This window comes from Pseudomonas delhiensis, from assembly GCF_900187975.1.
Lineage (GTDB): Bacteria > Pseudomonadota > Gammaproteobacteria > Pseudomonadales > Pseudomonadaceae > Pseudomonas > Pseudomonas delhiensis.
This window is the reverse complement of sequence record NZ_FZPC01000016.1, coordinates 64,416-83,415: the sequence shown is the minus strand read 5'-3', so window position 1 is coordinate 83,415 and position 19,000 is coordinate 64,416. Positions and strand designations below refer to the sequence as shown.

Here is a 19,000-nt window from a genome sequence, read left to right as displayed (position 1 = left end):
AATTACCGCTTGGCATGGATTCTGCGCGGGCGCTGTGGAGCACGACTATGCGCATAGAGGCTCATCCACTCATCGGAGGACCATAGGAGCCTTGCCGTGCATTCGAAAAAAACCAGAACCCATGTCACCCCCGCCGGCCTGGGGGGCCGGCTGCTGAGCCTCGGCGCCGGCCTGTGCCTGGCCGGCGGCCCGTTGTGGGCCGCCCAGGCGGAGGACGGGGCGGCCGACGCCCGCCTGGCCACCGTGGTGGTCGAGGGCGCCGCGCGCAGCGAGGCGCAGAAGGCCGCGGAGCAATTGAAGAAGGTGCCCGGCGCAGCCGTGGTGGTGGACAACAAGGAGGTGGAGAAGGGCCGCGCGACCAACGCCGAGGACGTCTTCGCGCTGCAGCCGGGGATATTCGCCCAGGCCACCAGCGGCAGCGGGGCGAACAAGATTTCCATCCGCGGCTCGGGCCTGAACACCTTCTACCAGGGCTACGCGCTGGGCATCAAATACCTGTTCGACGGCCTGCCCATCACCGGCCCGGGCGGCACCCAGGAAGACTACCTGAGCATGAACGGCATCGATCACACCGAGGTGCTCTACGGCGCCAACGCCTTCGACTACGCGGCCACCAGCCTGGGCGGCGCCATCAACTTCGTCACCCACAGCGGCTACACCGCGCCGGGCAACTACCTGCGCCTGGAGGCCGGCAGCTTCGGCTACCGCAAGCAGCAGCTGAGCACCGGCGGGGTGGTGGACGACAGCGACTACTACGTGTCGATCTTCCACAACGAGCGCGACGGCTACCAGCACGACACCCCGAACAAGGGCCAGGAACTGGTGGCCAACCTCGGCCACCGCTTCAACGACAGGCTGGATACCCGGCTGATCGTGCGCTACCGCGAGGAGACGCTGACCCAGGGCAACACCCTGACCCGCGAGCAGATCAAGCACGACTCCAACTCCAACAAGGTGCCCACCGGGCGCAAGAAGGACGGTTCCACCTGGGTGGGCAGCACCACCACCTACCGCTTCGACGACGACTCGCGGCTGCAGGTGGGCCTGAGCGTCAACGACTACCCGCTGCTCAACGGCTGGCGCTACTCGGCCACGCCGCAGGACTGGCGCTCCACCGACACCAACCTGACGCTGCGCTACCTGCGCCGCCAGGACCGCCTGTTCGGCCTGCCCAGCGACACCACCCTGACCTTCAGCAGCACCCGCTCGCAGTTCGCCGACGTGAAGTCCCACAGCCGCGCCACTGGCCAGTTGCTGCAGCACACCGACTACACCGGCTCGCGGGATACCGTGTTCGCCTTCGGCAACGAGCTGCAGCTGGACGAGCGGCTGTGGCTGGTGAGCGGGCTCTCGGCGATCAACATCGACCGCGACGTGAGCATCGAGTACAGCACCAGCGCCAACACCAGCGAGTTCCCCGGCGAGGTCAGCTACAACAAGTGGTACGCGGCGCCGCGCCTGGGTCTGCGCTACCAGCTGACGCCGGACGTCCAGTTGTTCGGCAACGCCAGCCGCTCCATCGACCCGCCGGTGACCTGGCAACTGGGCAGCACCGGCGTGCCCTACGTCCGCCCGCTCACCCCGCAGAAGGCCGACACCCTGGAAGTGGGCATCCGCGGCAGCGTCGGCGTGGTGGACGGCAGCCTGGCGCTGTACCGCTCCTGGGTGAAGGACGAGCTGCTCTCGGTGGTGGTGCGCCAGGCCACCGCCACGGCGGACGCGCTGGTGGCCAACTCCAACGCCAGCCCGACCATCCACCAGGGCATCGAGGCGGGGCTGGGCATCCAGCTCTGGGAGGGCGCCAACGGCGACCGCCTGGACCTGCGCCAGGCCTGGACGCTGAACGACTTCCACTACCGCGGCGACAGCACCTTCGGCGACAACGAGCTGCCCAGCCTGCCGCGCCAGGTGTACCAGGCGCAGCTGAACTACCAGCGGCACGACGGCTACTACGCCGAACTCAACGCGCGGGCGGCCTCCAGCTACTACGTGGACTACGCCAACACCCTGGGCGCGCCGTCGTACACACTGTGGGGCGCCAAGCTGGGCTACCAGGCGCCGGGCCGGCGCTGGGAAGTCTTCCTCGACCTGCGCAACCTGACCAACGAGCACTACGCCACCGCGGCCAACACCGCCTACGACGCCAAGGGCCGGGACTCGGCCAACTTCTACCCGGGCGACCCGTTCAACGTCACCGCCGGGGTGGCCGTGCGCTTCTGATGCGCTTCTGAGCCGCCTCGGGGCCGGCAGCCTGCCGGCCCCGAGGCTTCAACCGGCAGGCGCCAGAGCGGCGGTCAGCGAGCGCAGCAGGGTGGCGCAGCGCTGCTCGCGGTCCTGCGGGTAGCGGGCGAGCCACAGGGGCAGGTGCTCGAACAGCTCCAGGGTGGGCTGGCAGGCCTGGCCGGGGCTGGCGTAGCCGGCCGCGCCCAGCAGCGCATCGAGCTTCTGGCCGAGCTGCCGGCGCAGCCGCTCGACGCACTGGCGCTGTTCGTCGGTGAGGCAGCCGGCGTCGCGGGTCGCCAGCTGGAAGTGCAGGGGGTTGCTCTCGTACAACGCCAGCAGCCCTTCGACCACCCGTTGCAGGGCGGCCCTGGGGCAGCCGCGCAGCTGGCGCCGGTCGAACAGCGAAAGCAGCGCCAGGTAGTGTTCCTCGATGAACTCCAGCAGCAGCTCTTCCTTGCTCGCGCAATGACTGTAGAGCGAGCCCGCGGTCAGCTCCAGGTGGCGCGCCAGTTCGCGCAGGCTGACCTGGGCGAAGCCGCGCCGGGCGAAGAGTTCCAGGGCCTTGGGGCGGTTGCGCGCGAAGCGCGAGCCGGAAGTGGCGGTCATCTGGGCACCTGTACGTCGTATCGGGCTGCTTGCCGGGAAGGCGCGCCGAAAGGGCGGCCGGCCGGCGCGGGGCCCGCTTCGTGGGTTGGGCCCCGCCCCTGGCCGGCCGGCCCGATCAGACGCGTTCGAAGATCACGGCGATGCCCTGGCCGCCGCCGATGCACATGGTGGCCAGCGCGTAGCGGCCCTGAATGCGCTGCAGCTCGTGGATGGCCTTGGTTGCGATGATGGCGCCGGAGGCGCCGATGGGGTGGCCCAGGGAGATGCCGGAACCGTTGGGGTTCACCTTCTGCGGGTCGAAGCCCAGCTCGCGGCTGACCGCGCAGGCCTGGGCGGCGAAGGCCTCGTTGGACTCGATCACGTCCAGGTCGGCCACGCTCAGGCCGGCGCGCTGCAGGGCCAGGCGGGTGGCCGGGATGGGGCCCAGGCCCATCAGGGTGGGCTCGACGCCGGCGTGGGCATAGGCCACCACCCGCGCGATGGGTTGCAGGTTCTCGCTCTTCACCGCCTCGGCGGTGGCCAGCAGCAGGGCGCTGGCGCCGTCGTTCAAGCCCGAGGCGTTGCCGGCGGTGACGCTGCCGCCCTCGGTGAAGGCCGGCTTCATCTTCGCCAGTTGCTCCAGGCTGGACTCGGCGCGCACGTGCTCGTCCACCTCGAACAGGCTGGTGCCCTTGCGGCTGCGGATCTCCACCGGCACGATCTGCCCGGCGAAGCGGCCTTCGGCGATGGCGCGGGCGGCGCGCTGCTGGCTCTGCAGGGCCAGGGCGTCCTGGTCCTCGCGGGTGATGCCGTGCTGCCTGGCGATGTTCTCGGCGGTGATGCCCATGTGGATGCCGTGCAGCGGGTCCTGCAGGGCGCCGAGCATGTAGTCGAGCATCTTCACGTCGCCCATGCGCGCGCCCCAGCGGGCGCTGGGCACCAGGTAGCCGGACTGGCTCATGCACTCGGCGCCGCCGGCGAGGGCGATGCGCGAGTCGCCCAGCATCAGGCCCTGGGCGGCGCTGACGATGGCCTGCAGGCCCGAGCCGCACAGGCGGTTGACGGTGAAGGCCGGGGCCTCCTTGGGAATGCCGGCCTGCAGCGCCGCCACGCGGCTGATGTAGGCGTCCTTGGGCGTGGTGGGGATGACGTGGCCGAACACCACGTGCTCGACCCGCTGCGCGTCGCAGTTGGCGCGCGCCAGCGCGGCCTGGGCGACCAGGGTGGCGAGCTGGGCGGGCGGGGTGTCCTTGAGGGTGCCGCCGAAGGTACCGATGGCGGTGCGCACCGCGCTGACGACGAAGACTTCAGGTCTGTGCATGGGAAGGGCTCCTGGCAGAATGGCGAGCAGTCTAGAAGGCGATGCCACGGCGTCCTATGCCAGAATTGAGCAGTCCCGGCTGACGGATTTGGACATATCGGATGATGAAAACCGCCCAGGGCCCTGCGGAAGAGACCGGCACCCGGCGCCGGCGCGACTCGGTGGCGGCCTACTTCGTGAAGGCCGCGCTGCACCGCCTGGCCGACCGCCCGCAACGCGCCGGCGAACTGCTGGCGCAGGCCGGCATCGAGCCGCACTGGCTCGACGACCCGCTGCACCGCGTGCCGGCGGACGCGGTGACGCGCCTGTGGCTGCTGCTCACCGAGGAGCTGGGCGACGAGTTCTTCGCCTTCGATTCCGCCGGCCTGCCGCGCGGCGCCTTCGCCCTGGTCTGCCGCAGCGTGCTGCACGAGCCGGACCTGGGCCACGCCCTGCGCCAGTGCCTGGCCGGCTTCAACCTGTTCCTGCGCGATATCCGCGCGCACCTGGAGCTGCGCGGCAACCGCGCGGCCATCGTGCTGCAGACGCGCATCGACGACGCCACCCTGCGCGGCGTCGCCGAGGAAATCTACCTGAGCATGGTCATCGGCGTGGCCTGCTGGCTGGTGGGGCGGCGCATCAACCCCGACCGCGCCCGCTTCGGCCACCCGTAACCGCCCCACGGCGCCGAGCCGCTGCTGTGGGGGCCGTGGATCCGCTTCGACGCCGAGCGCACCGAACTGGAGTTCAACGCCCAGCAGCTGGCGCTGCCGGTGATCCGCAACTTCGCCAGCCTCAAGCAGTTCCTGCGCCAGGCCCCGGAGGGCGTGGTGGTGCGCTTCCGCAACCGCTCCGGGCTGTCGGCCAAGGTCTACCGCCGGCTGAAGGCCTGCAGTGACCTGGACTGGCCATCCCAGGCGCAGATGGCCGCGCAGCTGACGCTGAGCGAGTCGGCCTTCCGCCGCCAGCTGGAGCGCGAAGGCTTCTCCTACCAGATGATCAAGCACGAGGTGCGCCGGGCGCTGGCCTTCGAGTGCCTCGACGACGCGCGCCTGAGCATCGCCGAGATCGCCGCGCGCTGCGGCTTCCAGGAGCCCAGCGCGTTCCACCGGGCGTTCCGCCAGTGGACGGGCATGAGCCCCGGGCGCTACCGCGCGGCCCGCGCCAAGGATGGGGGCTGAGCGGCTCCCGGCGGCGCTGAACCTTGGCCGTCGGCGGCAGTCTGAGGCTGGCCGCGGTGCCCCAGTGGGCGCCGCCCGTGTCGTCCACCCAGCCCGAGTCCAGCGTTGTTCATGCGCTCCATCGCCCGCCGTCTGCCGTCGTGCCTGTCGTTCCTGCTCTGCCTTTCGCCCCTGCTGGCCCACGCTGGCGAGGAAAGCCGCCTGCTGGCGGCCATCAACGCCTACCGCGCCCACCCCTCGGGGTGCGCCGGGAGCACGCCGCGGCGCCTGCCGCCGCTGAGGGCGCAGGCCAGCCTGGCGTTGCCGGTGGGCTTCGGCGGCGGCCTGCGCGAAGCAGTGCGGGCAGCCGGCTACCAGGCGCAGGTGGTGCGCAGTGTCCGCCTGGTGGGCGCGGCCGATGCCGATGAAGCCTTCGGCATGCTGCGTGAGCGCTATTGCTCGGCGCTGCTGGACCCGCAGTTCGCCGACGCCGGCGTGAGCCGCGCCCGCGGCGAGTGGCGCCTGGTGCTGGCGCGCTCGATGGGCGGCGGCACCCTGGAGGACCCGCGCGCGGCGGGCCGGGCGCTGCTGGCCGAGGTCAACGCGGCGCGCTCGCGGGCAAGGCTGTGCGGCGGCCAGCGCTTCGCCGCGGCCCGCCCGCTGAGCTGGAGCCCGGCGCTGGGCGCGGCGGCGCAGGCGCACAGCCGGGCCATGGCGCGCGGCAACTACTTCGCCCACCGCGACCCCGACGGCGACACCCCGGCCGACCGCGCCCGCGCCGCCGGCTACCGCGGCCGCCAGATCGGCGAGAACATCGCCGCCGGGCAAGGCTCGACGAGCCAGGCCATGGCGAGCTGGCTGGCCAGCCCCGGGCATTGCGCCAACCTGATGAACCCGATGTTCACCCAGGTCGGCGCGGCCTACGCCAGCGAGGCGCGCAGCGACCAGGGGGTGTACTGGACCATGCTGTTCGGAGCGCCTTGAGAGAGTGGGCGGTAGGGCGCGCTTGCTCCTGCGCGGCCCACCGCTGCATTCCCCTGTAGGAGCGCGCCCTGCGCGCGAAATCGCGGGCAGGGCCCGCTCCTACAAGGTGTATCGGCTCAGGCAGCAGGACAGTGGCTCCTGCATGGGGCGATGTGGGTGGCGGAGCGGATTTCATCCGCGAACCGAGCCGACAGGACCGGCTATCGCGGAAAAGTTCCGCTCCTACGGGGGAATGCCATACCTCGCAGTGACCTGTAGGAGCGGGCCCTGCCCGCGAATCGCGCGCGCTCCTACATGGGGTGGTGCGGGTGGGGCGGCGAGCGGATCTTATCCGCGATTTGCGCCGATATTTCCGGCTATCGCGGATAAGGTCCCACAGGGAGATACCGTGCCTCGGCGGTGACGCCTATTGGCTGAAACTGACGCTGCCGTTCCGGGGGGAGGGGCCCGCCGCGTCACTGCGGCGGGCGCTGGCAGTCCTTGAGCAGGCGCTTGATGGCCTTGTTGACGTTGCGCTTGGCCAGTTCGTCCAGGGAGAACCAGCGGCAATCGGCGATCTCGTTCTGCGGGCGGGGGTTCTGCGGCTCGGGCAGGGCGGCCTCGAACACGTAGTGGAGGGTCTGGTACAGCTCCAGCGGGGCGAGGTAGGCCATGGCCTCCACCTGAAGGCCGGTCTCTTCGGCCAGTTCGCGCTGCGCTGCCTGGCTCGGTGCCTCGTCGGCCTCGATGCGGCCGCCGGGCAGGTTCCATTTGCGCCGGGCCTTGCGCACGAAAAGGATCTTGTCGTCCTGGCGGCAGATGATTGTCGCCCGTTCCTTGATCGCACTACCCATGGGCACCCCCTGATACTGCTTGCCGCATATACCTGTAATAGCAGACAACGCTTGTCATGAATTTGTCACAAAAAAGATGAAGCAAGAACGACGCCAGTTGCAGCCGGGCCCCGCGGGCACCGGTGCCGACCGCTGCGGGCGCGCAGGATACGTGGCCGGGTACGCACCGCTCCAGTTGGAACTATTGAATCCGGTAATGGAAATTTCTGATTGATCGGTAGGAAAGATGAGTGGTTTCGGGGCGCGCATCGCGTAGGGCGGATAACCGTTCGCGGTTATCCGCCGCCGGCCGGCACGCCGGGTGCCGGGGGCGACGGCGTGGGAGCTCTTCGTAGGATGGAGGGGGCGCCTGGCTCTTGCGCGTGAATGAGCCACGCTGCGGAATCCGTTCGCGAGCAAGCTCGCTCCTACGAAAAGCCGTCCTTCTGCGAGGCGGGGCCCGCAGCCGCGGGGCTCAGCGGAATTTCTCCAGCATCTGGTAGTACCACATGCCGGCCGCCAGCATCGGGTTGCCGAAGACGTCGCCCAGGGGCACTTTCACGTGCTTGCACTGGGCGAAGGTGTCGAATTTCTCCAGGTCGCCGCTCATGGCCGTGGCCATGATCTCGCCCATGATGTGGGTGGTGGCCACGCCGTGGCCGGAGTAGCCCTGGCAGTACCAGACGTTGTCCGAGAGCTTGCCCAACTGCGGGATGCGGTTCATCACGATGCCCATGGCGCAGCTCCACTGGAACTCGATTTCCACGCCCTTGAGCACCGGGAAGGTGCGCTCGATGCACGGGCGCAGTTCGCCGGCGATGTCCCGCGAGTCGCGCCCGGAGTAGTTGGCGCCGCCACCGAACAGCAGGCGGCCGTCGGCGGTCAGGCGGTAGTAGTCGAGCACGAAGCGGCAGTCGTACACCGCCAGGTCCTGCGGGTTGATGCGCCTGGCCAGCTCGCCCAGCGGCTTCGTGGTGACGATGCCGCCCATGGCAGGGAAGATCATGCCCTTGAGCCGCTTGCGCTCCAGCTTGTGGTAGACGTCGCCGGCCAGCAGCACCTGGGCGGCATTGATCCGCCCGCCGCTGGTGACCACGGCCGGGCGCGGGCCGTGGACGATGTCCAGCACCTCGGAATGCTCGAAGATCAGCCCGCCCAGGCTTTCCAGGGCCTTGGCCTCGCCGATGCACAGGTTCAGCGGGTGCAGGTGCATGTTGCGCAGGTTCTTGATGGCGCCGCAGTAGAGGTCGCTCTCCAGGTGCTGGCGCACATCGTTGGCGTCGAGCAGGCTGACCTCGTCGCCCATGCCGCGGCGCACGGCCTCGTCATAGGAGGCTTCCAGCTCGGCCATGTGCGAGGGCTTCATGGCCGCGTGCAGGTGGCCGAACTTGAGGTCGCAGTCGATGCCGTACTTGGCTACACGGTTCCTGATGATCTCGTGGCCGCGCCAGCGCAGGTGCCAGATGAAGTCGTCGACGTCCTGGCCCAGCCACTGCTGCATCTGCTTGCGCATGGCGGCGTCGCCGGACAGGCTGCCGGTGACCTGGCCGCCGTTGCGCCCGCTGGCGCCCCAGCCGACCTTGTTGGTCTCGACGATGGCCACCTTGTAGCCGCGCTCGGCCAGCTCCACGGCGGTGGTCACGCCGGTGAAGCCGCCGCCGATGATGGCGATGTCGACGTTCACCTCGCCCTGCAGGCTGGGGTAGTCGGTTTCCACGGCGAGGCTGGCGGAGTAGTAGGAGGGGGCGCGCTCGGGGGCGGGCCTGGCGGGTTTCAGTGCGGCGTTCATTTTTGTGTTTTTCCTGTTGTCTGGGTTCCCTCTCCCTAGCCCTCTCCCTGAAGGGAGAGGGGACTGGATCGGAGCGGGCTTGTGATTCGGTTTCAGCCGGTTGCGCTGGTATTTCCGGAGGGCACGATTCCCATCTCGGCACGGATGCTCCCTCTCCCTTTAGGGAGAGGGCTGGGGAGAGGGGCTCTTGGCTCTCAGCTTCATGCTCAAGCCTGATGCAGATACCAGCGCCAATCCTGCTCCCCGACCTCGCCCATGAACTGCCGGTACTCCGCCTGCTTCACCTTGAGGTACACGCCGAGGAATTCCTGCCCCAGCGCGTCCCGCGCCCAGCTGGAGCGCTCCAGCGCGCGCAGCGAGGTGAGCCAGTCGGTGGGCAGCAGTTCCTTGGCCTGGGCGTAGCCGTTGCCTTCCACCGGCGCGCCCGGGTCGATGTCTTCGCGGATGCCGCGGTGGATGCCGGCGAGGATGGCCGCCGCCGCCAGGTAGGGGTTGGCGTCGGCGCCGCAGATGCGGTGCTCGATGTGCCGGGTGTGGGCCGGCCCGCCCGGTACGCGCAGGCTGACGGTGCGGTTGTCGCAGCCCCAGGTCGGCGCCAGCGGCGCATAGCTGTTGGCCTGGAAGCGCCGGTAGGAGTTGGCGTTGGGGCAGAACAGCAGCAGCGAGTCGAGCAGGCTGGCGAGCATGCCGCCCACCGCCTGGCGCAGTAGCGGCGTGCCGGCCGGGTCTTCGCTGGCGAAGAGGTTTTCGCCCTCGGCATCGGCCAGGGACACGTGCATGTGCATGCCGGTGCCGGCCAGGTCGTCGAAGGGCTTGGCCATGAAGCAGGCCTGCATCCCGTGCTTGTGCGCCACGCCTTTCACCAGGCGCTTGTAGCGCACGGCCTGGTCCATGGCGGTGAGGGCGTCGCCATGCTCCAGGGTGATCTCCACCTGGCCGGGGGCGTACTCGGAGATGGCGGTGCGCGCCGGGATGCCCTGGGCCTTGCAGGCGGCATAGAGGTCGGCGAGGAAGGGTTCGATCTGCTCCAGCTCGCGCAGGCCGTAGACCTGGGTGGAGCGCGGCCGGCCGCCGTCGGCGTCCAGCGCCGGTTGCGGGCGGCCGTTGGCGTCGCGCCTGGCGTCCAGCAGGTAGAACTCCAGCTCGCAGGCCATCACCGGGTGGTAGCCGGCGGCCTTCAGCTCGTCGATCACCTTGACCAGCACGTGGCGCGGGTCGGCGATGTCCGCCGGCTTGCCTTCGACCGGGTGCATGCTGACTTGCACCGCGGCGGTGGGGATCTGCCGCCAGGGCAGGCGCACCAGGCTGCCTTCCAGCGGGTAGGCGCGGCAGTCGATGTCGCCGACGTCCCACACCAGCCCGGAATCCTCCACGTCCTCGCCATGCAGGGTGAGGCCGAGGATGGTGCTCGGCAAGGGCCGGCCGGACGCGTACACCGCCAGTAGTTCCTCGCGGTGCAGCAGCTTGCCGCGGGGCACGCCGTTGGCGTCGAGGATGAACAGCTCGACCATCTCGATGTCGGGGTTGGCGGCCAGGAAGGCCTGGGCCTCTTGCACGGGAGCGAATTTCATTGGTGTTCTCGCATAGCGCCGAGGGGCGCGCTGATGACCTGCACGGCCGGGCTGCGGCGGGGCAGGCGATGCTATGGCTACGGCTGGACGCGGCGCGTGTGTCGCTTGCGTTCAGCGTAGTGCCGGCGAAGGGCCGGGCGCGGGGCGCCCGTCAGCGTGCGGCGCTATCCGGTGGACGCGCGTGGCGGCAGTGCCAGAGCGCCCAGAAGGCCAGCTCCAGCGGCAGCGAGAGGGGTTGCAGGCGCAGCCAGCGGCAGCGTTCGCGCGCCAGGCGCAGGGGCTCTGCCCGGGGGGCGGAGGCGCTGGCGGCGGCGAAGTGCTGTTGCAGAAGGTGCATGGGTGGCTGCGTGGAGGACGATGCCCGGAGACTGGCACAGGCGATGGATGCTTTAAATGTGAATCTAGTGGAACTCGGTTGAGCGAAATCGAAACTGATTGCCGCCCGGTCGATCCGCGCCGCCGGCGCCGGCCATGCCGCCTAAACTGAGCGAAACCCGTCAAGCCGCGCAGCCCATGGCCCACATCGTCTTCGCCCCGTCCATCCAGCGTCACGTCGAGGTACCCGAGCAGGACCTGCCCGGCGCCACCCTCGGCGGCCTGCTGGAAGGCGTGTTCGCCCGGTATCCGCGCCTGCGCGGCTACCTGCTGGACGACCAGGGCGGCCTGCGCCGGCATGTCACCGTGTTCATCGACGGCCTGCGCCTGCGCGACCGCCATGGCCTGGGCGATGCCCTGGCGGCCGACAGCGAGGTGTACGTGGTGCAGGCGCTGTCGGGCGGCTGAAGGAGGAAGCATGGACGATCGACTGCTGGTGGCCACGCGCAAGGGCCTGTTCACCTTTATCAACGACCGCGGCGCCTGGCACGAGGCGGGCCAGGACTTCCTCGGCGAGCCGGTGAACATGCTGCTGGCCGACCCCCGCGACGACACCCTCTACGCGGCGCTGGACCTGGGCCACTTCGGCTGCAAGCTGTGGCGCAAGCCCAGCGGCGGCGACTGGCAGGAATGCGCGGTGCCGGTCTACCCGCCGCAGCCGGACGCCTTGCCCGAGCCGGCCGAAGGCGATGCCCCCCAGGCGCCCTGGAGCCTGCAACTGATCTGGTGCCTGGAGACCGGCGGCACCGACCAGGCCGGCACCCTCTGGGCCGGGACCATTCCCGGCGGCCTGTTCCGCAGCGACGACCGCGGCGACAGCTGGACGCTCAACCGCCCGCTGTGGGACCGCCCCGAGCGTGCCCGCTGGTTCGGCGGCGGCTACGACTGGCCGGGCATCCACTCCGTCAGCGTCGACCCGCGTGACAGCCGCCACCTCACCGTCGGCGTGTCCTGCGGCGGCGTCTGGCAGAGCCACGACGAAGGCGCCAGCTGGCGCAACACCACCGCCGGCATGTACGCCGACTACATGCCGCCGGAGCTGCGCGAGGAGGGCGCCATCCAGGACCCGCACCGCCTGGTGCATTGCCCGGCGCAGCCGGACCGGCTGTGGGTGCAGCACCACAACGGCATATTCGTTTCCAGCGATGGCGGCGTTCACTGGCACGACGTGCCGGCCCGGCCTTCCAGCTTCGGCTTCGCCGTGGCCGTGCACCCCACCCGGCCGGACACCGCCTGGTTCGTCCCGGCGACGAAGGACGTATGCCGCATCCCGGTGGCCGGGCGATTCTTGGTCAACCGCACGGAGGATGGCGGCAAGAGCTTCCAGGCCCTGGGCCAGGGCCTGCCCCAGGGCCCGTGCTACGACCTGGTGTACCGCCACGGCCTGGCCGTGGACGACGATGGCGAACGCCTGGCCATGGGCTCGACCACCGGCGGCCTGTGGCTGTCGGAGGATGGCGGCGAGCGCTGGGAATGCCTGTCCGCGCACCTGCCGCCGATCTACTGCGTGCGTTTCGGCTAGGGCCGGCCGTCGCGTTCGTCCTGCTTCTGGTAGTGCGCCAGGACCATCCGCGCCGGGATCAGCGCCGCCAGGCCCAATACCCCGCAAAGGGTGATGATGCTCGTGCCGGTGGGGTCGTCCAGGCTGTCGCCCAGGGCTGCCAGGCCAATGGTCAGCAGGATCATCACCAGGCCGAACCATTGGGCCATCTGCGCCCAGCGCAGCAGCATGGCGCGGCGCGCCTCGTGCAGGTGGAAGTCCGGGTGGCTGTGCTGCCGCATGCTCGTGTCCTCCTCTTGTTCTCGCACCAGCCTACGCCGCTGAGGGCGTCGGCGGCGGCGGCCAGCCGAGCGGTAGGCCGTCACACCGCCGCGGCGATGAACCCCCGCAGCCACTGGTGCGCCGGGTCGCGGTGCGCGCGCTCGTGCCAGAGCATCGACATCTCGTACCCCGGCACCTCCAGCGGCGCTTCCACCATGCGCAGGCCGCTGTCCGGGCGCACCAGGCGTTGCGGCAGCATGGCCACCAGGTCGGTGCTGGCCAGCACCGGGGCGACGAACTGGAAGTGCGGCACCGACAGCACCACCCGGCGCTCGCGGCCCAGCTCGGCCAGGGCCTTGTCGGTGGGGCCGTGGAAGCCGCCGCCGTCCGGCGAGACGATCACCTGCTCCAGCTGGCAGAACCGATCCAGGCTCGGCCGCCGATTCAGCCGCGGGTGGCCGGCGCGGCCGACCAGCACGTAGCGCTCCTGGAACAGCGGGCGCCGGCGCAGCCCTTCGGGGGCGTCCTCGGTGGTGTGGAACACCAGGTCGGCGTCGCCCTGTTCCAGCTGCCGGACGATCAGCGCCGGCTGCAGCGGCAACAGCGCCAGGCGCGTGCCCGGCGCCGCCTCGCGCAGGCCGCGCAGGGCCGGCAGCACCACGGTGGCCTCGCTGTAGTCGGAGGCCACCAGGCGCCAGGTGTTGTTCGCGGTGCCGGGGTCGAACGGCTCGCTCGGCGCCACCGCCCGCTCCAGTGCCGCCAGGGCCTGGCGCAGGGGCTCGCGCAGCGCCTCGGCGCGGGCGGTGGGGCGCATGCCGCGGGGGCCGGGCAGCAGCAGCGGGTCGTCGAACAGCTCGCGCAGCCTGGCCAGTTGCACGCTCACCGAGGGCTGGGAGAAGTGCAGGCGCTGCGCGGCGCGGGTGACGTTGTGCTCGGCCAGCAGCACGTCGAGGGTCACCAGCAGGTTCAGGTCCAGGGTGCGCAGATTGGTCATGACTATACCTGGTGTAATGGATATTCATTTCCACTATACCGTGGGCAACGCCATGCTGCGGCCATCCACCCATTGGAGGCCCTTCATGAATATCCTCATCGTCTATGCCCACCCCGAACCCCGCTCGCTCAACGGCTCGCTCAAGGACTTCGCCGTGCGCCGCCTGCAGGCCGCCGGCCACCAGGTGCAGGTCTCAGACCTATACGCCATGGGCTGGAAGGCCCCGCTGGATGCCGCCGACAGCCTGGACGGCGCGGCCGCCGGGCGCTTCGACCCCTCCGAGGATTCCCGCCGCGCCTATGCCGGCGGCCGGCAGAGCGCCGACATCGCCGCCGAGCAGGCCAAGCTGCGCTGGGCCGACGCGCTGATCCTGCAGTTCCCGCTGTGGTGGTTCTCCATGCCGGCCATCCTCAAGGGCTGGGTCGAGCGCGTGTACGCCTATGGCTTCGCCTACGGCGTGGGCGAGCACTCCGATGCGCGCTGGGGCGACCGCTACGGCGAGGGCAGCCTGGCCGGCAAGCGCGCCATGCTGGTGGTCACCACCGGCGGCTGGGAATCGCACTACAGCGCCCGCGGCATCAACGGGCCGATCGACGACCTGCTGTTCCCCATCCACCACGGCATCCTCTACTACCCGGGCTTCGAGGTGCTGCCGGCGTTCCTGGTGTACCGCGCCGGGCGCATGGATGAGGCCCGCTACGCCGCCATCGAGCAGGCCTATGGCGAGCGCCTGGACAGGCTGTTCAGCACCGCGCCCCTCCCGTTCCGCCGGCAGAACGCAGGGGACTACGAGATACCCGCGTTGACCTTGCGTGAGGACATCGCCCCGCAGCTGACAGGCTTTGCTGCGCATCTGGGGTGACAGTCTCGATGGGGGCGGTGCACCGCTTTTCGTAGGAGCGAGCAAGCTCGCTCCTACGAAAAGCAACTCACACCCCCGCAATTCACTTCAACAGAACCTTGCACGTATCCCGCCTGTCAGAGGTCCGTATCGGAAAACATACAAAAGGATCACGGACCCATGTTGAAGAGCTGGCGCAACAGCCGCTGGAAGCACTGGCTGGAAGAGCACGACATCGAATTCCGCAGCGGCGTCAGCCGCCTGGGGCGCGGCAAGCGCCTGCTGGTCGAGGCGCCCGGCAGCATCGGCGAGGCGGAGTTCAAGATCTACCGCGACGAGATGCGCATCGGCGCCTTCTCCACCATCCGCGCCACCAGCTTCCATCGCATCTCGCACATCGGCCGCTTCAGCTCCACCGGCCAGCACTGCCGTGTCGGCCTGGCCGCCCGGGCGCACCCGATGGACTGGCTGAGCACCAGCTCGGTGCAGTACGAGCCGGGTGTGTTCGACCGCTACGACACGCCGCGCCAGCGCTACGAGGACACCGACGCCGACACCTGGATCGGCAACGACGCCTTCATCGGCGAGGGGGCGGTGGTGATGAGCGGGGTGAAGATCCACGATGGCGCCGTGGTGGCGGCCATGTCCGTGGTGACCCGCGACGTGCCGCCCTATGCCATAGTCGCCGGTTCGCCGGCGAAGGTGGTGCGCTACCGCTTCCCGCCGGAAATCTGCGAGCGCCTGCTGGCCAGCCGCTGGTGGGACCTGGCGCCGGCGCAGATCGCCGCCTTGCCGTTGTCGCGCATCGAAGAAGCGTTGGAGCGTGTGGAGGCCCTGCGCGCCAGCGGCGAGGCGCGCTCGCCGGTCTACCCGAACATCGAAATCCGCCGCCAGGGCTGCCGCCTGCTGTCCGAGGGCGCCGGCTAGCCCGGTACGGAGCGGCAGCGCTGCGCCGCCCCGTACGGAACGCCGGGGCGCTCAGCGCCGGTCCTGGGCCAACTGGTAGAGCTGCCGCGCTTCCGCCGCCATCGGCAGCAGGGCCGAGACCAGGCGGGCCTGGCCCTGCACCAGCGGCATTTCGTCGGGGCAGTCGGCCAGCAGGCACAGCAGGTCCTCCAGGGCCACCAGGCGGCGCTCGGCGGCTTCGAACAGGTGCTGGGCGGGGGCGCCGGCGTCGACGAACAGCACGTCGTCGTGGAGCTGGGCCAGGCTGGTGAGGGGTTGCAGGTCAGACATGGCGCGCCTCCTGGGTGTGGAGGGCGAAGTGCGGAGAGTGCATGTTCCATTGCTCCTGAGCGGGATCAAGAGCCGCCTCCCGGAAAAGGGAGGCGGACCGTACGGGGGTAGGATCACCGGGTATGAGGAAAACGGCAGGCCGAAGCCTCCCCGCACGGTCCGCCACGGAACGCGAATACAGACGGCGATGGATCACTTGTAATCGCGATATGACGCACCACTCCTCGTACCAACGGGATCCTACCCCCGGCCACAGCAAGGTTGCGGCAGGGCGGAATCTATCCAGCGCCCTCGTAGGACCTCAAGGCGAATTCAGCGTGGGAATTTTTACGCGGTGTAGGGGCGCCGCCCGCGGCGAATCGCTATGCTCGATGCCATGAACGGCCAGCTCCCCCTCCGCCAACCCTGCCCGCCGGGTGCCTGCGATTGCGGGCGCGAGGCGCTGCTGGCCGACCCCCATGGCGACGTCCGCATCCTCCTGCTCACCCGCCAGGAGGAGCAGCGCCTGTTGCAGCGCCTGGAGCAGCTCAAGGACCTGGCCGACCTGCAGCACATGCAGCAGCGCATGTACGAACAGCTCGGCCTGCGCCTGAGCATTGCCCCCGGTTTCAACGAGGTGCGCAGCATGCGCGGCCTGGACATCCGCATCGCCGGGCAGCCCGGCCTGTGCCGCAAGACCCGCCAGGCCATCCCCGCGGCCATCCGCCGGGGCCTGGAGCGCACCCCGGAAATCGCCTGGCGCCTGCTGGATTCCTTCGACCTGCTGGGTGGCAGCCACTAGGCCAGGCCTGCGCGGCCGTCGCCGACCGCGTGCATTTTTCCAAGGCTTTGCTAATGTCGTTAACCAGGAGATGGCATTCCTCCTCTAACCGCCCCCCGGCTGATGATGCCTACGCATAACCCTCCATGGGCGGCGTAGGCATTGTTCTGCTGTCCATGGTCTGCCCATGGACAGCGCACATGCCCGACCCGTCCCGTTCCGCCGCCTTCCGCACCCCGCTCCCGCAAGCCGGTACGCCGTGCTGGGCGGGGGAGGGTGCGCCATGAAGGGCTACCAGCTGACCTTCTTCACCCAGCAGGACCGCAAGGTCCACCACCAGCCCGTCGCCGAGTGGCTGATGGCCGAGGCGCTGCGCCTGGGCGTGCATGGCGCCACCCTGCTGGCCGCCAGGGAGGGGTTCGGCCACCACCAGCGGATGCATGCCGCGCGCTTCTTCGAGCTGGCCGACCAGCCCCTGGAAGTGGTGATGATGGTCACCGAGGCGGAAATGCAGCGGATCTTCACGCGCCTGGCCGAGGAATACCTGAAGCTGGTGTACGTGAAGACCCCCGTCGAGTTCGGCGTACTGGGCGAGGACGACGAGCCCGCCAACGGAGGCCGCCATGACTGAGATATGGGCCCAGGCCGCCCTGTGGCTGGGGCTGGCGTTGCTGGCGACGCTGGTGTCGATCTTCCTGCGCATCGCCACGGCGCTGTCGGAGATCGTCGTCGGGACCATCGCCCAGCTGATCCTCGGGGCGCTGCTGGGCTCGGTGGCGCGCCAGGTGATCGACCACGCGCCCTGCGCGGTCACGGTCATCCGCGGCTGAGCGGCCGGAGGAGGAAACGACATGCTGCAGATCGACATTCCCGGCGTGGGCAGCTTGCAGTTGAAACACATGATCTGCGACTACAACGGCACCCTGGCCGTGGATGGCCGGCTGATCGACGGGGTGGCCGAGCGCCTGGAGGTGCTCGGCCGGAAGCTGGCCCTGCACGTGGTCACCGGCGATACCTTCGGCAGCGCCGAGGCGGAACTGGCGGCGCTGGAGGTGAACCTGCTGGTGCTGTCCGAGAAGGACCAGGCCATTTCCAAGGAGGACTACCTGCGCACCCTGGGCCTGCACGGCGTGGTGGCCATCGGCAACGGCAGCAACGACCGCTACATGTTGCAGCAGTCGGCCCTGGGCATCGCGGTGATCGGCCCGGAGGGCGCTTCCTCGGTGGCCATCGGCTCGGCGGACCTGGTCGCCCTGGACATCCTCGGCGCCCTGGATATGCTGAGCCACCCGCAGCGCATCATTGCCAGCCTGCGCTGCTGAACCTGACAGGAGCAGGACGATGACAAGGATCATTCTGACCCGCCACGGCCACGTGGACTGGATCGCCCCGGAGCGCTTCCGCGGCCGCGCCGAACTGCCGCTGTCGGCGCCGGGCCGGCGCCAGGCCGAGGCGGTGGCCCGGCGCATCGCGGAAAGCTGGCAGCCGGTGGCGATCTACACCAGCCCGCTGTCGCGCTGCATCGACACCGGCGCCGCCATCGCCCGCGCCACCGGCGCCCCGGCGCAGGCCCTGGAAGGCCTGGCCGACACCGACTACGGCCAGTGGCAGGGCCTGACCCACGACGAAGTGCGCGCCCGCTGGCCGGAGGAGCACCGCATCTGGCTGGAGGCGCCGGACCTGGCGGCCATCCCCGATGGCGAGAGCCTGGCCGACGTGCTGGCCCGCGGCACCCGCGTGCTGCGCGAGGTGCTGCGGCAGCATGCCGGGCAGACCCTGGTGCTGGTGGGGCACGACAGTATCAATCGGGTTCTGTTGCTGCAGGCGCTGGGCCTGCCGCTGGCGCGCTACTGGCGGCTGAAGCAGGAGCCCTGCTGCGTCAACGAACTGGTCGTGGAGGATGACCTCTTCACGCTGCACCGGCTCAACGAGACCTACCATCTGGCCGGGGTGAAGGCTGAGGGTTGAGGCTGTTTTCAACGACGGATGATCGCGGACGGAGTCCTACCCCGCCACCGCTGTCCCACCTGTAGGAGCGCGCCCTGCGCGCGATTCGCGGGCAGGGCCCGCTCCTACGAAGAGCACCTCGGCGCGGCCTCCCTGGAACCGTAGGAGCGAACTCCGTCCGCGATTGGATTCGCCGGCTGCGCCTGACGCCCCGGTGGCACGGTCGGCGGCGCTCATGCGTCACCTCTGCTCGGGTGGCGTGGGCGCGCGAGGCACCCCCTCTGCCCCTGTGCGGGTCTCCGTGGTCGTCAGGTGGCGGGGGTGTCGCGGTCGGCCTTGCGCTTGCCGACGGTGCCCATTTCCACGGGCGTCTTCACGTAGAACAGCGCCAGGTCCTCGGCTTCCAGGCGCTCGAACAGGCGCTCGCACTCCTCCTCGGAGACGGCCAGGCAGATTTCCACCGGCTGGTCGGCCAGTTCGAAGAAGTGGTAGGAGTGCACCCGCCCGGCATGGCCGAAGCCTTCCGCGCCGACCACCAGGGTGGCGCCCTTGAGCTTCATGCCGCGGGCCAGGTCGACCATCCAGTCGGTGATCAGCTTGCCGCCGTGGCGGCGGCTCTGTTGGGTGAAGAAGGTCACCAGGTAGCCTTTCATGATTACGC

21 protein-coding genes, 1 pseudogene and 1 riboswitch are annotated in these 19,000 nt (G+C 69.8%); of the genes and pseudogenes, 12 read left to right on the top strand and 10 right to left on the bottom strand.

The genetic code is table 11. The annotated features are described in order from the left end of the window. Positions 1 to 96: 96 nt before the first annotated feature. Complete coding sequence (locus CHC02_RS15760) at positions 97 to 2,220, top strand: TonB-dependent receptor family protein (protein ID WP_089392402.1); 2,124 nt, start codon at positions 97 to 99, stop codon at positions 2,218 to 2,220. A gap of 48 nt (positions 2,221 to 2,268) precedes the next feature. Here CHC02_RS15760 and CHC02_RS15755 read toward each other — a convergent pair whose 3' ends face one another. Both CHC02_RS15755 and CHC02_RS15750 read right to left on the bottom strand, forming a co-directional pair. After that, positions 2,269 to 2,829, bottom strand: coding sequence for a TetR/AcrR family transcriptional regulator (locus CHC02_RS15755; RefSeq protein WP_089392401.1), 561 nt, complete (start codon positions 2,827 to 2,829; stop codon positions 2,269 to 2,271). A 115-nt stretch (positions 2,830 to 2,944) separates the two neighbouring features. Then, positions 2,945 to 4,129 carry an acetyl-CoA C-acyltransferase family protein gene (locus CHC02_RS15750; RefSeq protein WP_089392400.1) on the bottom strand — a complete coding sequence of 395 codons (1,185 nt, stop codon included), beginning with the start codon at positions 4,127 to 4,129 and terminating at the stop codon, positions 2,945 to 2,947. Between the two features lie 101 nt (positions 4,130 to 4,230). On the opposite strand from CHC02_RS15750, the pseudogene CHC02_RS15745 reads away from it, so the two are divergent. Next, a pseudogene (locus CHC02_RS15745) lies at positions 4,231 to 5,289 on the top strand (AraC family transcriptional regulator). A 111-nt stretch (positions 5,290 to 5,400) separates the two neighbouring features. Continuing rightward, positions 5,401 to 6,252 (top strand): CAP domain-containing protein, encoded by an 852-nt coding sequence (locus CHC02_RS15740; RefSeq protein WP_089392465.1) that lies wholly within the window; start codon positions 5,401 to 5,403, stop codon positions 6,250 to 6,252. Positions 6,253 to 6,707: 455 nt separating this feature from the next. On the opposite strand, the gene CHC02_RS15735 is transcribed toward CHC02_RS15740, so the two are convergent. The 4 genes from CHC02_RS15735 to CHC02_RS15720 all read right to left on the bottom strand — a co-directional run bounded on the left by CHC02_RS15735 (position 6,708) and on the right by CHC02_RS15720 (position 10,761). Beyond that, a complete protein-coding gene (locus CHC02_RS15735; protein ID WP_089392399.1) occupies positions 6,708 to 7,085 on the bottom strand; it encodes an NUDIX hydrolase in 378 nt (125 codons plus the stop codon). Positions 7,086 to 7,539: 454 nt separating this feature from the next. After that, positions 7,540 to 8,853: an NAD(P)/FAD-dependent oxidoreductase gene (locus CHC02_RS15730; RefSeq protein ID WP_089392398.1), complete on the bottom strand. Its 1,314-nt coding sequence runs from the start codon at positions 8,851 to 8,853 to the stop codon at positions 7,540 to 7,542. 206 nt (positions 8,854 to 9,059) lie between these two features. Beyond that, positions 9,060 to 10,424 (bottom strand): glutamine synthetase family protein, encoded by a 1,365-nt coding sequence (locus CHC02_RS15725; RefSeq protein ID WP_089392397.1) that lies wholly within the window; start codon positions 10,422 to 10,424, stop codon positions 9,060 to 9,062. A gap of 151 nt (positions 10,425 to 10,575) precedes the next feature. Next, positions 10,576 to 10,761 (bottom strand): hypothetical protein, encoded by a 186-nt coding sequence (locus CHC02_RS15720; protein WP_089392396.1) that lies wholly within the window; start codon positions 10,759 to 10,761, stop codon positions 10,576 to 10,578. A 176-nt stretch (positions 10,762 to 10,937) separates the two neighbouring features. On the opposite strand from CHC02_RS15720, the gene CHC02_RS15715 reads away from it, so the two are divergent. Continuing rightward, on the top strand, positions 10,938 to 11,207 hold the full coding sequence (locus CHC02_RS15715) for a MoaD/ThiS family protein (protein ID WP_089392395.1): 270 nt from the start codon (positions 10,938 to 10,940) through the stop codon (positions 11,205 to 11,207). A gap of 10 nt (positions 11,208 to 11,217) precedes the next feature. Further along, positions 11,218 to 12,321 carry a WD40/YVTN/BNR-like repeat-containing protein gene (locus CHC02_RS15710; RefSeq protein WP_089392394.1) on the top strand — a complete coding sequence of 368 codons (1,104 nt, stop codon included), beginning with the start codon at positions 11,218 to 11,220 and terminating at the stop codon, positions 12,319 to 12,321. Here the strand turns inward: CHC02_RS15710 and CHC02_RS15705 are convergent. Together CHC02_RS15705 and CHC02_RS15700 are read right to left on the bottom strand one after the other, a co-directional pair. Continuing rightward, complete coding sequence (locus CHC02_RS15705) at positions 12,318 to 12,581, bottom strand: hypothetical protein (protein ID WP_089392393.1); 264 nt, start codon at positions 12,579 to 12,581, stop codon at positions 12,318 to 12,320. The two genes, CHC02_RS15710 and CHC02_RS15705, sit on opposite strands and share 4 nt — an antisense overlap. Before the next feature lie 80 nt (positions 12,582 to 12,661). Then, positions 12,662 to 13,555, bottom strand: coding sequence for a LysR family transcriptional regulator (locus tag CHC02_RS15700; RefSeq protein WP_089392392.1), 894 nt, complete (start codon positions 13,553 to 13,555; stop codon positions 12,662 to 12,664). Positions 13,556 to 13,640: 85 nt separating this feature from the next. On the opposite strand from CHC02_RS15700, the gene CHC02_RS15695 reads away from it, so the two are divergent. Both CHC02_RS15695 and CHC02_RS30745 read left to right on the top strand, forming a co-directional pair. Then, on the top strand, positions 13,641 to 14,417 hold the full coding sequence (locus CHC02_RS15695) for an NAD(P)H-dependent oxidoreductase (protein WP_089392391.1): 777 nt from the start codon (positions 13,641 to 13,643) through the stop codon (positions 14,415 to 14,417). Between the two features lie 159 nt (positions 14,418 to 14,576). Next, the gene (locus tag CHC02_RS30745; protein WP_089392390.1) at positions 14,577 to 15,323 is read left to right on the top strand and encodes a CatB-related O-acetyltransferase; all 747 of its coding nucleotides are present in this window, start codon (positions 14,577 to 14,579) and stop codon (positions 15,321 to 15,323) included. A 51-nt stretch (positions 15,324 to 15,374) separates the two neighbouring features. Here the strand turns inward: CHC02_RS30745 and CHC02_RS15685 are convergent, their stop codons facing one another. After that, positions 15,375 to 15,632 carry a hypothetical protein gene (locus CHC02_RS15685; protein ID WP_089392389.1) on the bottom strand — a complete coding sequence of 86 codons (258 nt, stop codon included), beginning with the start codon at positions 15,630 to 15,632 and terminating at the stop codon, positions 15,375 to 15,377. A gap of 364 nt (positions 15,633 to 15,996) precedes the next feature. On the opposite strand from CHC02_RS15685, the gene CHC02_RS15680 reads away from it, so the two are divergent. The 5 genes from CHC02_RS15680 (at position 15,997) to CHC02_RS15660 (ending at position 18,360) form a co-directional block, all read left to right on the top strand. Next, positions 15,997 to 16,413 (top strand): hypothetical protein, encoded by a 417-nt coding sequence (locus tag CHC02_RS15680; RefSeq protein ID WP_089392388.1) that lies wholly within the window; start codon positions 15,997 to 15,999, stop codon positions 16,411 to 16,413. Positions 16,414 to 16,470: 57 nt separating this feature from the next. After that, positions 16,471 to 16,532: riboswitch (Fluoride riboswitch) on the top strand. Between the two features lie 143 nt (positions 16,533 to 16,675). Next, positions 16,676 to 17,023, top strand: coding sequence for a DUF190 domain-containing protein (locus tag CHC02_RS15675; RefSeq protein WP_089392387.1), 348 nt, complete (start codon positions 16,676 to 16,678; stop codon positions 17,021 to 17,023). Beyond that, positions 17,016 to 17,222 (top strand): universal stress protein, encoded by a 207-nt coding sequence (locus CHC02_RS15670; RefSeq protein WP_089392386.1) that lies wholly within the window; start codon positions 17,016 to 17,018, stop codon positions 17,220 to 17,222. The genes CHC02_RS15675 and CHC02_RS15670 overlap by 8 nt, the downstream gene beginning before the upstream one ends. 21 nt (positions 17,223 to 17,243) lie before the next feature. Next, positions 17,244 to 17,714, top strand: coding sequence for an HAD family hydrolase (locus CHC02_RS15665; protein ID WP_089392385.1), 471 nt, complete (start codon positions 17,244 to 17,246; stop codon positions 17,712 to 17,714). Between the two features lie 19 nt (positions 17,715 to 17,733). After that, positions 17,734 to 18,360 (top strand): histidine phosphatase family protein, encoded by a 627-nt coding sequence (locus CHC02_RS15660; RefSeq protein ID WP_089392384.1) that lies wholly within the window; start codon positions 17,734 to 17,736, stop codon positions 18,358 to 18,360. A gap of 287 nt (positions 18,361 to 18,647) precedes the next feature. On the opposite strand, the gene CHC02_RS15655 is transcribed toward CHC02_RS15660, so the two are convergent. Further along, complete coding sequence (locus CHC02_RS15655; RefSeq protein WP_089392383.1) at positions 18,648 to 18,992, bottom strand: DUF190 domain-containing protein; 345 nt, start codon at positions 18,990 to 18,992, stop codon at positions 18,648 to 18,650. Positions 18,993 to 19,000: the final 8 nt, after the last annotated feature.

Coding starts and splice junctions, on each gene's coding strand:
- CHC02_RS15655 (WP_089392383.1), bottom strand. CDS start 18,992: ATGAAAGGCTACCTGGTGACCTTCTTCACCCAACAGAGCCGCCGCCAC.
- CHC02_RS15675 (WP_089392387.1), top strand. CDS start 16,676: ATGAAGGGCTACCAGCTGACCTTCTTCACCCAGCAGGACCGCAAGGTC.
- CHC02_RS15670 (WP_089392386.1), top strand. CDS start 17,016: ATGACTGAGATATGGGCCCAGGCCGCCCTGTGGCTGGGGCTGGCGTTG.
- CHC02_RS15710 (WP_089392394.1), top strand. CDS start 11,218: ATGGACGATCGACTGCTGGTGGCCACGCGCAAGGGCCTGTTCACCTTT.
- CHC02_RS15660 (WP_089392384.1), top strand. CDS start 17,734: ATGACAAGGATCATTCTGACCCGCCACGGCCACGTGGACTGGATCGCC.
- CHC02_RS30745 (WP_089392390.1), top strand. CDS start 14,577: ATGTTGAAGAGCTGGCGCAACAGCCGCTGGAAGCACTGGCTGGAAGAG.
- CHC02_RS15705 (WP_089392393.1), bottom strand. CDS start 12,581: ATGCGGCAGCACAGCCACCCGGACTTCCACCTGCACGAGGCGCGCCGC.
- CHC02_RS15680 (WP_089392388.1), top strand. CDS start 15,997: ATGCTCGATGCCATGAACGGCCAGCTCCCCCTCCGCCAACCCTGCCCG.
- CHC02_RS15725 (WP_089392397.1), bottom strand. CDS start 10,424: ATGAAATTCGCTCCCGTGCAAGAGGCCCAGGCCTTCCTGGCCGCCAAC.
- CHC02_RS15740 (WP_089392465.1), top strand. CDS start 5,401: ATGCGCTCCATCGCCCGCCGTCTGCCGTCGTGCCTGTCGTTCCTGCTC.
- CHC02_RS15700 (WP_089392392.1), bottom strand. CDS start 13,555: ATGACCAATCTGCGCACCCTGGACCTGAACCTGCTGGTGACCCTCGAC.
- CHC02_RS15730 (WP_089392398.1), bottom strand. CDS start 8,853: ATGAACGCCGCACTGAAACCCGCCAGGCCCGCCCCCGAGCGCGCCCCC.
- CHC02_RS15695 (WP_089392391.1), top strand. CDS start 13,641: ATGAATATCCTCATCGTCTATGCCCACCCCGAACCCCGCTCGCTCAAC.
- CHC02_RS15735 (WP_089392399.1), bottom strand. CDS start 7,085: ATGGGTAGTGCGATCAAGGAACGGGCGACAATCATCTGCCGCCAGGAC.
- CHC02_RS15750 (WP_089392400.1), bottom strand. CDS start 4,129: ATGCACAGACCTGAAGTCTTCGTCGTCAGCGCGGTGCGCACCGCCATC.
- CHC02_RS15685 (WP_089392389.1), bottom strand. CDS start 15,632: ATGTCTGACCTGCAACCCCTCACCAGCCTGGCCCAGCTCCACGACGAC.
- CHC02_RS15755 (WP_089392401.1), bottom strand. CDS start 2,829: ATGACCGCCACTTCCGGCTCGCGCTTCGCGCGCAACCGCCCCAAGGCC.
- CHC02_RS15715 (WP_089392395.1), top strand. CDS start 10,938: ATGGCCCACATCGTCTTCGCCCCGTCCATCCAGCGTCACGTCGAGGTA.
- CHC02_RS15720 (WP_089392396.1), bottom strand. CDS start 10,761: ATGCACCTTCTGCAACAGCACTTCGCCGCCGCCAGCGCCTCCGCCCCC.
- CHC02_RS15665 (WP_089392385.1), top strand. CDS start 17,244: ATGCTGCAGATCGACATTCCCGGCGTGGGCAGCTTGCAGTTGAAACAC.